Annotated in this window: 10 protein-coding genes; 1 reads left to right on the top strand and 9 read right to left on the bottom strand. The window is 65.5% G+C overall.

Annotation, left to right across the window (positions count from 1 at the left end; genetic code table 11):
* Positions 1-3: 3 nt before the first annotated feature.
* The 3 genes from ABMA59_RS02620 to ilvD form a co-directional block, all read right to left on the bottom strand.
* The gene (locus tag ABMA59_RS02620) at positions 4-1,227 is read right to left on the bottom strand and encodes an MFS transporter (protein ID WP_349003733.1); all 1,224 of its coding nucleotides are present in this window, start codon (positions 1,225-1,227) and stop codon (positions 4-6) included.
* Between the two features lie 150 nt (positions 1,228-1,377).
* Positions 1,378-1,689, bottom strand: coding sequence for a hypothetical protein (locus ABMA59_RS02615; RefSeq protein ID WP_349003732.1), 312 nt, complete (start codon positions 1,687-1,689; stop codon positions 1,378-1,380).
* Positions 1,690-1,781: 92 nt separating this feature from the next.
* Positions 1,782-3,620, bottom strand: a complete 1,839-nt coding sequence (gene ilvD, locus ABMA59_RS02610; RefSeq protein ID WP_349003731.1) for a dihydroxy-acid dehydratase — start codon at positions 3,618-3,620, stop codon at positions 1,782-1,784.
* A gap of 402 nt (positions 3,621-4,022) precedes the next feature.
* On the opposite strand from ilvD, the gene ABMA59_RS02605 reads away from it, so the two are divergent.
* Positions 4,023-4,310: a hypothetical protein gene (locus tag ABMA59_RS02605; protein WP_349003730.1), complete on the top strand. Its 288-nt coding sequence runs from the start codon at positions 4,023-4,025 to the stop codon at positions 4,308-4,310.
* Here the strand turns inward: ABMA59_RS02605 and ABMA59_RS02600 are convergent.
* The 6 genes from ABMA59_RS02600 to uxuA all read right to left on the bottom strand — a co-directional run bounded on the left by ABMA59_RS02600 (position 4,220) and on the right by uxuA (position 14,280).
* Positions 4,220-5,095 (bottom strand): transglutaminase family protein, encoded by an 876-nt coding sequence (locus ABMA59_RS02600; RefSeq protein ID WP_349003729.1) that lies wholly within the window; start codon positions 5,093-5,095, stop codon positions 4,220-4,222. The two genes, ABMA59_RS02605 and ABMA59_RS02600, sit on opposite strands and share 91 nt — an antisense overlap.
* A gap of 252 nt (positions 5,096-5,347) precedes the next feature.
* Entirely contained in the window at positions 5,348-7,747 is a 2,400-nt protein-coding gene (locus ABMA59_RS02595) for a circularly permuted type 2 ATP-grasp protein (RefSeq protein ID WP_349003728.1), read from the bottom strand.
* A 245-nt stretch (positions 7,748-7,992) separates the two neighbouring features.
* The gene (locus ABMA59_RS02590; protein ID WP_349003727.1) at positions 7,993-11,352 is read right to left on the bottom strand and encodes a transglutaminase family protein; all 3,360 of its coding nucleotides are present in this window, start codon (positions 11,350-11,352) and stop codon (positions 7,993-7,995) included.
* A 114-nt stretch (positions 11,353-11,466) separates the two neighbouring features.
* The gene (locus tag ABMA59_RS02585) at positions 11,467-11,808 is read right to left on the bottom strand and encodes a winged helix-turn-helix domain-containing protein (protein WP_349003726.1); all 342 of its coding nucleotides are present in this window, start codon (positions 11,806-11,808) and stop codon (positions 11,467-11,469) included.
* 246 nt (positions 11,809-12,054) lie between these two features.
* On the bottom strand, positions 12,055-13,098 hold the full coding sequence (locus ABMA59_RS02580; protein ID WP_349003725.1) for a Gfo/Idh/MocA family protein: 1,044 nt from the start codon (positions 13,096-13,098) through the stop codon (positions 12,055-12,057).
* A 3-nt stretch (positions 13,099-13,101) separates the two neighbouring features.
* Positions 13,102-14,280 carry a mannonate dehydratase gene (gene uxuA, locus ABMA59_RS02575; protein ID WP_349003724.1) on the bottom strand — a complete coding sequence of 393 codons (1,179 nt, stop codon included), beginning with the start codon at positions 14,278-14,280 and terminating at the stop codon, positions 13,102-13,104.

The following is a 14,280-nucleotide window of genomic DNA, read 5'->3' as shown; positions in this document are numbered from 1 at the left end:
TGGTTACGCGTGCACCGTCTTGGCGCGCAAAACCTTCTCCGACGGCAGGAAGATCGTCAGCAGGCCGAGCAGCGGCATGAACGAGCAGACCCAGTAGACATATTCGATGCCCTTGACGTCGGCTAGCACGCCGAGCACCGCCGCCGCGATACCGCCCATTCCGAAGGCGAAGCCAAAGAAGATGCCGGCGACCATGCCGACGCGGCCGGGCAGCAGTTCCTGCGCGAACACCACGATCGCCGGGAAGGCCGAAGCCAGGATCAGGCCGATGATGCCGGACAGCACGATCGTCCACGTCAGGTCCACATAGGGCAGCGCCAGCGTGAACGGCAGCACGCCGAGGATCGAGAACCAGATGACGAACTTCGCTCCGAAGCGGTCGCCGATCGGCCCGCCCAGCACCGTGCCCAGCGCGGTGGCGCCGAGGAAGACGAACAGCAGATACTGCGACATCTGCACGTCCACGCCGAAGCGCTCGATCACATAAAAAGTGTAATAGCTGGAAATGCTTGCGGTGTAGATGTTCTTGCTGAAGGTGAGCAGCGTCAGCACCACAAGGGCCAGCACGATCGTGCGCCGTGGCAGGTTCACCGAGATCGGCGCCTTCGGCCGCTTGGCCGTGGCGCGCAGATGGCTGCCGTACCAGTTGCCGACCCGCCACAGGATGACCATGCCGAGCATGGCAGCGACCGAGAAATAGCCGACGCTGCCCTGCCCCATCGGCACGACGATGAAGGCCGCGAGCAATGGCCCCAGCGCCTGGCCGAAATTGCCGCCGACCTGGAACAACGATTGCGCCAGGCCGAAACGGCCGCCGGAGGCGAGACGCGCCACGCGCGAGGATTCGGGATGGAAAATCGACGAGCCGACGCCGATGAAGCAGGCGCCGACCACCAGCATCCAGTAGGTGTGCGCGGTGGCGAGCAGGAACAGGCCGATCATCGACGAGCCCATGCCCAGCGTCAGCGAATAGGGCATCGGCCGCTTGTCGGTATATATGCCGACCAGCGGCTGCAGCAGCGACGCCGTCACCTGGAAGGCGAGCGTCAGCAAGCCGATCTGCCAGAAGGACAGGCCGAAATCGCTTTTCAGCATCGGATAGATGGCCGCGAGCAACGACTGCATGATGTCGTTGAGCATGTGGCAGAACGACACCGCGAGAATGATCGCGAAGACCGTGTTGCTTTGTGCCGAGACCTTTGCGGCCGGCGCGGTAACGTCCGTCATGTCATCGTCCTCGCCGGCGAACCGGTCACGGGTCGCGGGCGCAGGGCGCGCGCGAAAATCCAAGGGAACGGTCAGCCCATATTCCCAAACTTCCCGCAGCGATTGTGGCAGTTGGCCCAGCCGGTTGGGTCAGAGGATTTTAGGCAAGCGCTAGATCCCCGAACCGAAAAGCTCTTCCGCGTCTTCCCCTTGCCACGGGGCCGGCATGCCGGAAACATCGCCGCCGGTGTTGGCTTTCGGCAGCGGCATCCAGCATTTCAGCTCGGGGTCGGCATAGCCGACGATATTGCCAGGATGCGAATCGGCGGCCCGCCACCCCTCTATGCCGAACTGGTCGGCGCGCGCCCAGTACGCCACATCGACCTCCGCCCCACCCTGCTCCGAGGATCGGACCGTCACCAGGATGCGGCTGCCGTCCTTCGGCGCGCTTTTCATGTGCCGCCAGCCAGTGGGTTCGTCCATCGCGTGCCTCCTGCGTTGTCGCCACAGCATAGAGGGGCCGGACGGTTCCGGGCAATGATTCTCCACGCGATCGTCCCGACGGACGGGTCGTCCTACTCCTCCGGCACGAACCGCACCGCGCCCTTGTCGGCGCTGAGCGCGAAGGCGGCGTAGGCGCGCAGCGCGGTCGTCACCTTGCGCTTGCGTTTTTCGACCGGCTTCCAGCCCAAAACATCCTGCTCCCTGCGCCGCGCCGCGAGTTCCTCGTCGGAGATGCGCAGGTTGACCGTGCGGTTCGGAATATCGATCTCGATGATGTCGCCCTGGCGCACCAGTCCGATGGCGCCGCCCGTCGCGGCTTCCGGCGAGGCATGGCCGATCGACAGGCCGGATGTGCCACCGGAGAAGCGACCGTCGGTCAGCAGCGCGCAGGCTTTGCCGAGCCCCTTCGATTTGAGGTAGCTGGTCGGATAGAGCATTTCCTGCATGCCGGGGCCGCCCTTCGGCCCTTCGTAGCGGATAACGACCACGTCGCCGGCGACGACCTCGTTGCCGAGAATGCCCTTCACGGCAGCGTCCTGACTCTCGAAGACTTTTGCTGGACCGATGAACTTCAAGATCGATTCATCGACGCCGGCGGTCTTCACCACGCAGCCATTGAGCGCGATGTTGCCCTTGAGCACGGCAAGACCGCCGTCCTTGGAGAACGGGTTTTCGGCCGAGCGAATGGCGCCCGCCTTTCGGTCGAGGTCGAGCTCGGCCCAGCGGTTCGACTGCGAAAAAGCCTGCGTCGTGCGCACGCCGCCAGGGGCGGCCATGAAGAACTGCCTCACGCTCTCGGAGTTGGTGCGGCTGATGTCCCACTGATCGAGTGCATCGCCCATCGTCACGGCATGCACAGTCGGCTCGCTGCGGTTGATCAGGCCGGCGCGATCGAGCTGGCCGAGGATCGCCATGATGCCGCCGGCGCGGTGAACGTCTTCCATGTGCACGTCGTTCTTGGCGGGCGCCACCTTGCAGAGCACTGGAACGCGCCGCGACAACGCATCGATGTCGTCCATGGTGAAGTCGATGCCGCCTTCATGCGCGGCGGCGAGGATATGCAGCACCGTATTGGTCGAGCCGCCCATGGCGATGTCCAGCGCCATGGCGTTCTCGAACGCTTTCCTGGTGGCGATGCTGCGCGGCAGCGCGCTCTCGTCGTCCTGCTCGTAATAGCGGCGGGCGAGGTCGACGATGAGATGCCCCGCCTCCACGAACAGCCGCTTGCGGTCGGAATGCGTCGCCAGCGTCGAGCCGTTGCCAGGCAGCGACAGGCCGAGCGCCTCGGTCAGGCAGTTCATCGAATTCGCGGTGAACATGCCGGAGCAGGAGCCGCAGGTCGGGCATGCGTTTTCCTCGATCGTCTGCACTTCCTCGTCGGAGTAGTGATCGTCGGCGGCCATCACCATGGCGTCGACCAGGTCGAGCGCCTGCAGCTTGCCCTTCACCATCGCCTTGCCGGCCTCCATCGGCCCGCCGGAGACGAACACCGCCGGGATGTTGAGGCGCATGGCGGCGTTCAGCATGCCGGGCGTGATCTTGTCGCAGTTGGAGATGCAGACCATGGCGTCGGCGCAGTGGCCGTTGACCATGTATTCGACCGCATCGGCGATGACCTCGCGCGAGGGCAGCGAATAGAGCATGCCGTCATGGCCCATGGCGATGCCGTCGTCGACCGCGATGGTGTTGAATTCCTTGGCGACGCCCCCTGCCCGCTCGATCTCGCGGGCCACAAGCTGGCCGAGATCCTTGAGGTGCACATGCCCCGGCACGAACTGGGTGAAGGAATTGACCACCGCGATGATCGGCTTGCCGAAATCGCCGTCCTTCATGCCGGTTGCGCGCCACAGACCGCGGGCGCCGGCCATGTTGCGGCCATGGGTGGTGGTGCGGGAGCGATAGGCTGGCATCGATATCCTCGACTTGATGCGGGCTCGCAGCCTGCGCTGCGACGACAGGCTTTTTAGACCGTTTTGGCCGGATCAGCAACGGAAATTGCGTACCGTAACGTACGGTACGCATTCGAGGATGTTCCGGCCACCCTCGCCCGAAGGCGGGAAGGCTTGCAAAGGCGCCACGGCTGCAGATTCCGGCTTTGCTTCACCGCAAATCCGCAACGGCGACACTTTTTAACCGTCCAGAGGATCATTGTTGGCCGTAGGATCGTCGAGAAATCACGGCTGCTATGTCAATGGTTATAGCTAGTCTTGCGGATCGATGTATGATCACCCGGTCGCTGCCCATCCATCCCGGCAAGGGGGCGCTTGAAAGAGCCGATCACGCTTTCGCCCGAACCAGGGAAGGAAAGCGCCATGCGTCTCAACGGAATCGCCGGTCCCGAGCAGCTTGCAGTCCTCACCGGCGTGCTGGACGATTTCTGCAGATCCAATGCCATAGCATCGAACAGCGAGGAGCGCGACAACGTCGGCCGGCTGCTGGTGTCGCTGGCCGAACGGGGCTGGCAGAAGGCCGACGACCTCAAGGCAATGCTGACGGCTAGCCGACGGTCTCAGCCGACAGGAACCACGTCCACCTTCTGCTCCGCCTCCTGCCCGCCCGTGGTCTTCAGCACGCCGACGATCGGCGCCACATCCGAATAATCGCGGCCGTAGCCGACGGTGATGTGGTCGTTGGAGGCGAGCATGTCGTTGGTCGGGTCGAATTCGATCCAGCCGCATTCCAGTCCGCACCAGACCTTTACCCAGGCATGCATTGCGTCGGCGCCTTCCAAGCGTTCCTTGCCGGGCGGCGGGATTGTGCGCAGAAAACCGCTGACGTAGCCAGCCGGAATGCCGAGGCCGCGCAAGCCGGCGATCATCACATGCGAAAAATCCTGGCAGACGCCGCGCTTGAGCGCGAACGCATCGCTGGCGTGCGTGGCGACGGTGGTGGCCTCCCCGTCATAGACGAAATCGCGGTGGATGCGGCCGCAGAGGTCGCGCGCCAGCGCACGAACCGACGGCTCGCCGAGGCTGACGGCCGCATAGGCGGTGATGGCGGCATCGATGCCGGCATGGTCGCTCGCAGCCAGAAAATGCTGCGGCGAATCCGGCGCCAGCGTCAGCACGCCGGCGACCTCCTCCTTCAACCTGGAAACCGTAGGCGAAACGTCGAGCCCGATCTGCGGACGAGCCACCATCACCCGCGCCGACATCTTTACATCAAGCGTATCATGCGCGTCGCGGCAGACGATGGCTGTTACATTGGTGCCGAAGAAGTCGGTGAAATCCGAGCGCTCGGTGGGTGTCGGAGCGAAGGAAAGCGATGCCGCGACCACCCGCTGGACGCCGGGAATCGTCGGTGGCAGCACCCGCACCTGATGCCGCCCGCCGCCCGCCCAGGCGTCGTAGGCATAGTGCAGCGAGAGGCGGATGTCGTAGTGCATCAGGATGGAATGCCGGCAAGCAAGCGACGCCCGGCGTTGAGGTCGCGCTCCGTCGCACCCCCCTCTGTCCTACCGGACATCTCCCCCTCAAGGGGGGAGATTGCTTTGACCGCCTGGATTTCGCCAATCGTCGACGTTGCAGGAAAGGCGAACCGAATGAAGCTGCCAATCTCCCCCCTTGAGGGGGAGATGTCCGGCAGGACAGAGGGGGGTGCTAAGGCCACTAGGATATCCATCGATTCCAACGCCAAATTACCCGAAATAAGCCTGCGAAATCTTGTCGTACAAGCCGCCGACATCCCAGGCGATCTGGTCCAGCGCCTCGGGCGAGAGGTCCGCAGCCTCCCTGGTGGCGAGCCAGGTATGCAGCCGCCAGACCTCCTTGGCGGGCTCCGACAGGCCATGCCCGCCGGCATTCGGCAAATGGTCGATCTCGTCCTTCAGCCGCTCCAACTGGAACAGCACCGAGCGCGGGTTGAGCGGATCGAGCGCCAGAAGGTCGACCACCGTGCGCCGCCCCGACCGCACCGTGTACTGCCTTCGATGAGTCATCACGCTGTCACCGATCTCCAGCATCATGTCCAGTGCGCCGTCCGGCGCCTCGTCCCGCGTCACCCGGCCGAGCGTGCGGGCGATCTGCATCGCCCGCTCAAGCCGCCGCCCGATTTCGAGGAAACGCCAACCGGTGAAGCGGTACATGTTCTCGTGCAGCAGGCCCGAGAACCCGCCGATCTTGCGCAAGAGCACCGTCATGGCGCGCGTCGCATCGTCGCCCGGCTCCACAGTTCCGGCAAATTTGTGCAGCGTGCGCGATAGGTCGCGCAGCGCCAGCCAGCCGTCGGGCGAGAACCGGTCGCGGATCTGCCCGGCGCTGTAGATGGCACTGTCGATCATGCCGAGCAGGCCGACCGGAATCGCGGCATCCATGTCGATGCCGAGCGGTTCCATGAAGTCCCGCACGTCCTCGAGCAGGGGCAGGTCGGGATCGTCCGTTTCGGCCAGCCGTACGTGATAGGCGCGCAGCACGCGCACCGTGTCCTCCGCCCGCTCCACATAACGGCCGAGCCAGGTCAGGTTTTCCGCGGCGCGACTGGGCAGGCTGCCGGGCGTGCGGCGGCGGAAATCGTCGCCGGCGCCGGGCAGCAGCGTGTCGCGCGCCACCGCATCCTTCGCCACCACCCAGACGTCGGCCGCATGACCGCCGCGCTGCATGGCGATCGCGGCCGCATCCTGCGTCTCGCCGACGCGCGCGAAGCCCCCGGGCATCACGATCCAGCCCTGGGGCGTGCGGGCGAGATAGACGCGCAGCGCCGCCGGCCGCGGCTCCAGCCAGCCATTGACATGCACCGGCGTGGTCGACAGCGTAACTGCCTCCTGGCCGACAAAATTTCCGCCCTCCCCGCGCAGCCGCCGCACCAGTGCCTCGCGCGCTTCCTTTGTCAGCGTCGAGCCGAGCACCGTGTTGGCCTCGTCCTCGAAGGCCAGCCGCGTCGACAGCGCCGGCCCCACCATCATGCGGTCGAGATTGGCGACAACGTGGTCGCGCTCCTTCGCCTGCCCGCACCACCAGGTGGCGATCGACGGCAGTGCCAGATCCTCTCCGCGCAGCGCCCGCGAGATCCGCGGCAGGAACGCAAGCAGCGCCCGCGTCTCCAGGATGCCGGAGCCGAGCGCGTTGACCACCGCCACCGACTGCTGCCGCACCGCCTGCGCAAGCCCCGGCGTGCCGATGCGCGAGGCCGGGTTGAGCTCCAGCGGATCGGCGAAGGCCGCGTCGAGCCGCCGCCACAGCACGCTGATCGGCCGCAGGCCCGCCACGGTCCTCACCATCAGCCGCCCTTCCGCCACGGTCAGATCCTCGCCTTCCAGCAGCATGATGCCGAGATAGCGGGCGATGTAGGCGTGCTCGTAATAAGTCTCGTTGAGCGGCCCGGGCGTCATGATGGCGACGCGCCCTTCCGGGTCCCCCGCCCCTTCCACCAGCGCGCCGCGAAACCGGCGGAAGAAACCCGCCAGCCGGTGCACATGCATCTCGCCATAGATGTCCGACAGCGCGCGCGTCGTCGCCACCCGGTTCTCCAGCGCGAACCCGGCGCCGGAAGGCGCCTGGGTGCGGTCGCCCAGCACCCACCAGCCGCCGTCCGGCCCGCGCCCGAGTTCGAACGCGCAGAAATGCAGGAAATATCCGCCCGCCGGCTTCACCCCCGCGACGGGTCGCAGATATTCGGCGCTGGAGGCGATCAGCCCGGGCGGCAGCAGTCCCTGCGCCACCAGCCGGTTGCCGCCGTAGATGTCAGCGACGATTTCCTCGAACAGGTCGGCCCGCTGCATCAGCCCGGCGCTGATGACCGCCCACTCGGCCTCGTCGATCAACAGCGGCACATGCGACAGCGGCCAGGCGCGCTCGTTCGCCCCGACCTTGTCATAGACGCGGTAATAGACGCCGGCGTCGCGCAGATACTGGTCGGCGCGCGCGAAGCGCTTCGACAGTTCGTCGGGACCGAGATCTTCCAGCGCGGCGATGAAGTCGCGCCAGACGGGGCGCGGATTGCCGGAAGAATCCACCATCTCGTCCGGCACGCCGGGAAGCGGATGATAGCCGTCGAGGAGCAGATGTTTCTTGCGGTTGGAAGCGGCGGAAGGCGCTTTCATGACGCACCCTCACAGCGCACGTCGCATTCCTGCGCCCCCCCCTCTGTCCTGCCGGACATCTCCCCCTCAAGGGGGGAGATTAGCAGCGTCAGCGATACCGCTCCTTCTGCAACGCTGACGGTTGGCGAAACCCAGGCGGCCGGCCAATCTCCCCCCTTGAGGGGGAGATGTCCGGCAGGACAGAGGGGGGTGCGAAGGAGCGCAACCTCCCCGCCAAACTGCCACTCAGAACCTCCCATCACCCCTCACACCCCCGCCGGGCGCCGCAGGTCGAGCGTCATCGGGAAATCCGCCGAAGGCTGCTCCTCGAACAGCGTGAAGGCTGCCGGCGTATGCCCGGTCGCCTCGAAACGGGCCAGCCGGCGCGCCTCGGCCTCGTTGGCGTTGACCGGAAACGTCTCGTAGTTGCGTCCGCCGGGATGCGCGACATGATAGACGCAGCCGCCGACCGAGCGGCCCGACCAGCGGTCGTAGATGTCGAAGGTCAGCGGCGTGTTGACCGGCAGCACCGGGTGCATGCCCGACGCCGGCTGCCACGCCTTGAAGCGCACGCCCGCCACTGAGACCTCGCGGTTGTCGGTGACTTTCAGCGGGACGACCCGGCCGTTGCACAGCACAGCGTGGCGCTGCGGGTTCAGCCCTTCCGTCCGCACCTGCAGCCGCTCGACGGAGGAATCGACGAAGCGGACCGTGCCGCCGATCGCCCCCTGCTCGCCCATGACGTGCCAGGGCTCCAGCGCCTGCCGGATTTCCAGCTTGACGCCGGCCTGGCTGATCTCGCCGCAGAACGGAAACCTGAACTCCAGTTGCGCGAAAAACCATTCGGGCCGGAACGAAAAACCGTTCTGGCGAAGGTCCTCCAGCACATCCAGAAAATCCTGCCAGACATAATGCGGCAGCATGAAGCGGTCGTGCAGCGCCGTGCCCCAGCGGGTGAAGCGGCCGTCCAGCGGGTTCTTCCACAATCTTGCGATGATGGCGCGCACCAGCAGTTGCTGCGCCAGGCTCATGCGCGCATTGGGCGGCATCTCGAAACCGCGGAACTCGACCAGCCCCAGCCTACCGGTCGGCCCGTCCGGCGAAAACAGCTTGTCGATGCAGATTTCCGAGCGGTGCGTGTTGCCGGTGACGTCGACCAAGAGGTTGCGAAACAGCCGATCAACCAGCCATGGCAGCGGCGGCAGCAGGCCGGAGCCGGGATGCGGCACCTGCGCCAGTGCGATCTCCAGTTCATAGAGACTGTCATGCCGCGCCTCGTCGAAACGCGGTGCCTGGCTGGTCGGCCCGATGAACAGGCCGGAAAACAGGTAGGACAGCGCCGGATGCCGCTGCCAGTAGAGCACCAGGCTTTTCAAGAGGTCCGGCCGGCGCAGGAACGGGCTGTCATTGGGCGTCGCCCCGCCCACCACGACATGGTTGCCGCCGCCGGTGCCGGTGTGCTTGCCGTCGATCATGAACTTGTCGGCGCCGAGCCGGCTCTGCCGCGCCTCCTCGTAGATGGCGGTTGTCGTCGCAACACAGTCAGCCCAGCTCGACGCCGGATGGGTGTTGACCTCGATGACGCCGGGATCAGGCGCGACGCGGATGACGTTGAGGCGCGGGTCGTGCGGCGGCGCGTAGCCCTCGATATGAACGGCGAGCCCGGTCTTGCGCGCCGCCTCCTCGGCTGCCGCGATCAATTCCAGATAGTCTTCCAGCGCCTCGACGGGCGGCATGAATACGGTGAGCCGCCCGTCGCGCGGCTCGACGGAGATCGCGGTGCGCACCGCGCCGCCGATCTCGCCAAGCTGCTGCTCGACAATGTCCTGCTGCGGTGTGGCGGCGGTGAAGGACGCCTCCGCCTGGCGGTGGGCCATCTCGTCGGCGCCACCGGCCCCATCCGCTGCGGGCATTTCGCGGCGCGGCAGCGGCCCGCGCGGCACCGACGGATCGACCGGCACGATGAACGGAAACTGCGACGGCGGGATGTAAGGAAGCGTGCCGAGCGGCAGGCGGTAGCCGACCGGCGAGTCGCCCGGCACCAGGAACAGCCGGCCACGCCTAGTCTTCCATTTTTCGGACTTCCAACGCTGGCCTCCCGCCTGCGCGTTCCAGCGCTGGATCGGCAGCACATAGCCGGAGGGTTGCGTGAGCCCGCGTTCGAACACCCGCGCCATGCGGCTGCGCTCCTCCGGGTCGGCGAGCTTCGAGTTCGCCGGATCGAGATTGTCGGGAAGCTTTGCCTCCTTGAGCACCCATTCGCCGGGGTCCTCATAGGCCTCGTCCACCATTTCGGCATCGACGCCGAGTTCGGCGGCAAGCGTCTTCAGCAGGATTTCCGCATCCTTCGGCGTCGGGTTGCCGCCACCGCCTTCCGCCGCGATCAGCGACGGGTCGCGCCACACCGGTTCGCCATCCGCCCGCCAGTAGAGCGAAAAAGTCCAGCGCGGCAGGCTCTCGCCCGGATACCATTTTCCCTGGCCGTAATGCAGGAACCCGCCCGGCGCGAATTTTTCGCGCAAGCGCCGGATCAATGTGTCGGCCTTCTCGCGCTTGGTCGGCCCGACGGCCGCGGTGTTCCATTCCGCAGATTCGAAATCGTCGATGGATACGAAAGTCGGCTCACCGCCCATGGTGAGCCGCACGTCCTCGGCCTGCAGCACCGCGTCGACTTCGTTGCCGAGTTTGTCCAGCGCCTCCCAGGATTCGTCGGAGAAAGGTCTCGTGATACGCGGATGCTCGGCGATGCGGTCGACCCGCATGTCGAACTCAAAATCGATTTTTGTGTTCGGATCGCCGGTGAAACCGCCCGAAATCGGCGCGGCGTTGCGGTAGTGCGGCGTCGCCGACAGCGGCACATGGCTCTCGCCGGTGAGCAGGCCGGATGTCGGATCGAGCCCGATCCAGCCGGCGCCGGGCAGGTAGACCTCGCACCAGGCGTGCAGGTCGGTGAAGTCGACGGACGTGCCGGCCGGCCCGTCGAGCGAAACGAGGTCGGGCTTGAGCTGGATGAGATAGCCCGACACGAACCGAGCGGCGAATCCCAGATGCCGCAGCACCTGCACCAGCAGCCAGCTCGAATCGCGGCATGAGCCCATCGCCAGCGACAGCGTATCGTCCGGCGTCTGCACGCCGGGCTCCATGCGCACGATATAGTTCACCTCGCGCTGGATGCGGGCATTCAGATCCACGATGAAATTGACCGTATTGATCGGCGTGCGGTCGATCGAGGCTACGAATTTTTCGAACAGCGGGTCGGCCGGCTCCGGCCGCCGATAGATGGACAGGTCCTCCGTCAGTTCCTCGGGATACTCGAATGGAAACGTCTCGGCCGACGGCTCCACGAAGAAATCGAACGGATTGTAGACCGTCATGTCGGCGACGAGGTCGACCTCGATCTTCAGTTCGGTGACCGGTTCCGGAAAGACGAAGCGGGCGAGGAAATTGCCGTAGGGGTCCTGCTGGACGTTGACGAAATGGTTTGGCGGCGAAACCTTCAGCGAATGGCTGAGCACCTTCGTGCGCGAATGCGGCGCGGGTTTCAGGCGGATGATCTGGGGACTGAGGATGACCGGGCGGTCATACTTGTAATGCGTCAGATGGTAGACGGCTGCCAGTATTGCCATGTGGGGCGCGAAAACCTCTCGACGGGGCCTGAACGCCACATTTCCACAAATCGGCGAATTGCGCCAAGCCTTTATTGCAGTGCGGCATCCATGGCGATGGACTCACCGCCGCGATCATGCCGCGTCGATCTCGCGCTGCAGCGCTTCCATATGTGGCCCGGCAGCCTCGTGCGCGGCGCGCTCGATGGCGCGGAAGCGCGCGACGACGGCCAGCCCGACCGGCGTAAGCTGGGCGCCGCCGCCTTTCTTGCCACCGGTCTGGGCAGCCACGACCGGCTTGCCGAAAAGCACGTTCAGTTCCTCGACCAGGTCCCAGGCGTGCTTGTAGGACATGTCCATGCGCCGCGCCGCCGCCGAGATCGAGCCGAAAGCCGCGATATGTTCGAGCAGTTCGATCTTGCCCGGGCCAATACGCCCGTCCGGGTCGAGATTGATGCGCAGGCTGAGCGAAGGCATAGTCTGAACTACCGTGAAACGGGGGGCAGCGGGAGGGTCGCCTGCGGTAATGCATCGGCCGCTGAATTCAAAGATATCATCCGCTTCCTCTGCCCTCCCCCGGCGCCGGATCGTCAATCCGTAACGAAATCCGCGTCGGAAGGAAATTGCCGTGTCGGGCAAAATATGCATGGCGACAGCGAGTTTGGCGTCTCTTCCTGCCCTGATGAGGAGGGGCCCGCCCCAGGTCAGGGGCAGGGTGGCTGACTACACCGGGGCGCAGATCGCCTCGCGCTTTCCGCTCTCCGCGGCACGCAGCAGCGCCTCGATGAGGCGATGCACCTTCAACGCCTCGCGGCCGCTGACCTTCGGCTGCCGCGCCGGATCGTCGGTTTCGATCGCGTCGAGAAAATCCTCCAGCACGGCACGATGATGATGATGCGGGAAGGCCATAGGGTCCGCCCCTGCCCCGCCGCCGAGCGCGCCGTCGTCGTGCTCAAGCTGGACGCCGTCGTGAAAGGCGGCGAAGAGTTTCGTGCCTTCGATGCGTGCCGTGCCTTGTGTGCCGATGAGTTCGATGGAATCCGGCAGGCCCGGATAGGCGGTCGTCGTCGCATGGATCGTGCCCAGCGCGCCGTTTTCGTAGCGGACGGTTCCGACCGCCAGATCTTCGGTCTCCATGCGATGCACCGGCGTGGTCGCAGCGAAAGCCGAGACTTCGGCCGGCAGACCGGCAAGCGAGATCAGAAGGTCGAGCGTATGGATGCCCTGGGTCAACAGCACGCCGCCGCCGTCGCGCGCTTTCGTGCCGCGTCCGGGCTGGTCATAGTAGCTTTGCGGACGCCAGTTGGCGAGCTTAGCCGAGGCGCTAACCAATTCGCCCAGCCTGCCACCCTCGATCAATGCGGCCAGCGCCGTCGACACCGGGCGGAAACGATGCTGCAGCACCACGCCCAGCTTCACGCCGGCTTCCTCGGCAGCCGCGACCAACTGCTCGGCGCACTGCATCGAGATGTCCAGCGGCTTTTCCAGCAACACGTGCTTCCCCACCGCCGCCGCGCGCTCGACGAAGTTGAGATGCGAATTGGGCGGCGTCAGCACCATCACCGCGCCGATCGACGGATCGGAAAAGATCGCGTCGAGATCGCCACTAACTGGCAGGCCCCATTCGCGAGCGAAAGCCTGCCGCCGTGCCGGCGTCGGACTGTAGGCAGCCGCCACCTCGACGCGGTCGGCCAGGTCGAGCAGGCTTCTGGCGTGAGGCGCCGACGCCATGCCGAGACCGATGATGGCGATGCGTTTCCTCGCCATGGTTCAGGCCTGAAGACTCTCCAGCGTGCGCATGATGCCGCGCAATTCCGCCAGTCCCTTCAGCCGGCCGATGCAGGAATAGCCGGGGTTCACCTTCTTGCCGATATCGTCGACGATGGCATGGCCATGATCGGGCCGCATCGGGATCTGCCAGTCGGCGCGGCCCTCGGCGTTGCGGCGGCGTTCCTCGGCCAGCAGTGCCGCGACCACCTGCACCATGTCGGTGTCGCCTTCCAGATGCTCCGCCTCGTGGAAAGAGAAATCGCCCTCCTTGGTCACGTTGCGCAGATGCGCGAAATGGATGTCCGTCGCGAACTCCTTTGCCATGGCGACCAGATCGTTGTCCGGATTGGCGCCGTAGGAACCGGTGCACAGCGTGATGCCGTTGGAAGTTGACTTGACCGCGGCGATCAGGGCACGCGCATCCGCAGCCCTTGAGACGACGCGCGGCAGCCCGAAGATCGGGAACGGCGGGTCGTCGGGATGGATCGCCATCTTGACGCCGGCCTCCTCCGCCACCGGCACGATCTCGCGCAGGAACGCAAACAGGTTCTCGCGGAAACCCTGCAGCGAAACGTCCTTGTAGATGTCGAGTGCCCGGCGAAAACTCTCGCGGTCGAAGATGAATTCGCGCGCCGGCACCCAGCCGATCAGGTTCTGCTCGAGTTTCGCAATCTGGCTCTCGCTCATCCCGGCAAGACGTTCGCGCGCCGCCTCGATGCGCTCTGCGGGATGCTCATCGTCCGCGCCGCGCCGCTTCAGTACGAGCACGTCATAAGCGCAGAAATCAATCATGTCGAAACGTAGAGCTGTGCCGCCATGCCACATCGGATAGTCGAGATCGGTGCGTGTCCAGTCGGTGATCGCCATGAAATTGTAGCAGATCACCTTGATGCCGGCGGACGCCACGGCGCGGATCGAGGCCTTGTAGTTTTCCAGATACTCGCGCCAGCGGCCGGTGCGGGTCTTGATGTCCTCGTGCAGGACGATGCTCTCGACGATCGGCCAGTCGAGGCCGGCCGCCTCGATCTCCGCTTTGCGCTTGAGGATTTCGTCGATCGGCCAGGCGCGGCCGTCATTGAGATGATGCAGCGCGCTGACGATGCCGGTAGCACCGGCCTGCCGCACATGCGAGAGTTTTACGGAATCGTCCGGCCCGAACCAGCGCCACGTTTGTTTCAT

Origin of the sequence: Mesorhizobium yinganensis, assembly GCF_040081985.1 — a bacterium.
In the GTDB taxonomy this organism is placed as follows: domain Bacteria; phylum Pseudomonadota; class Alphaproteobacteria; order Rhizobiales; family Rhizobiaceae; genus Kumtagia; species Kumtagia yinganensis.
This window is presented reverse-complemented; position numbering and strand designations above follow the sequence as displayed.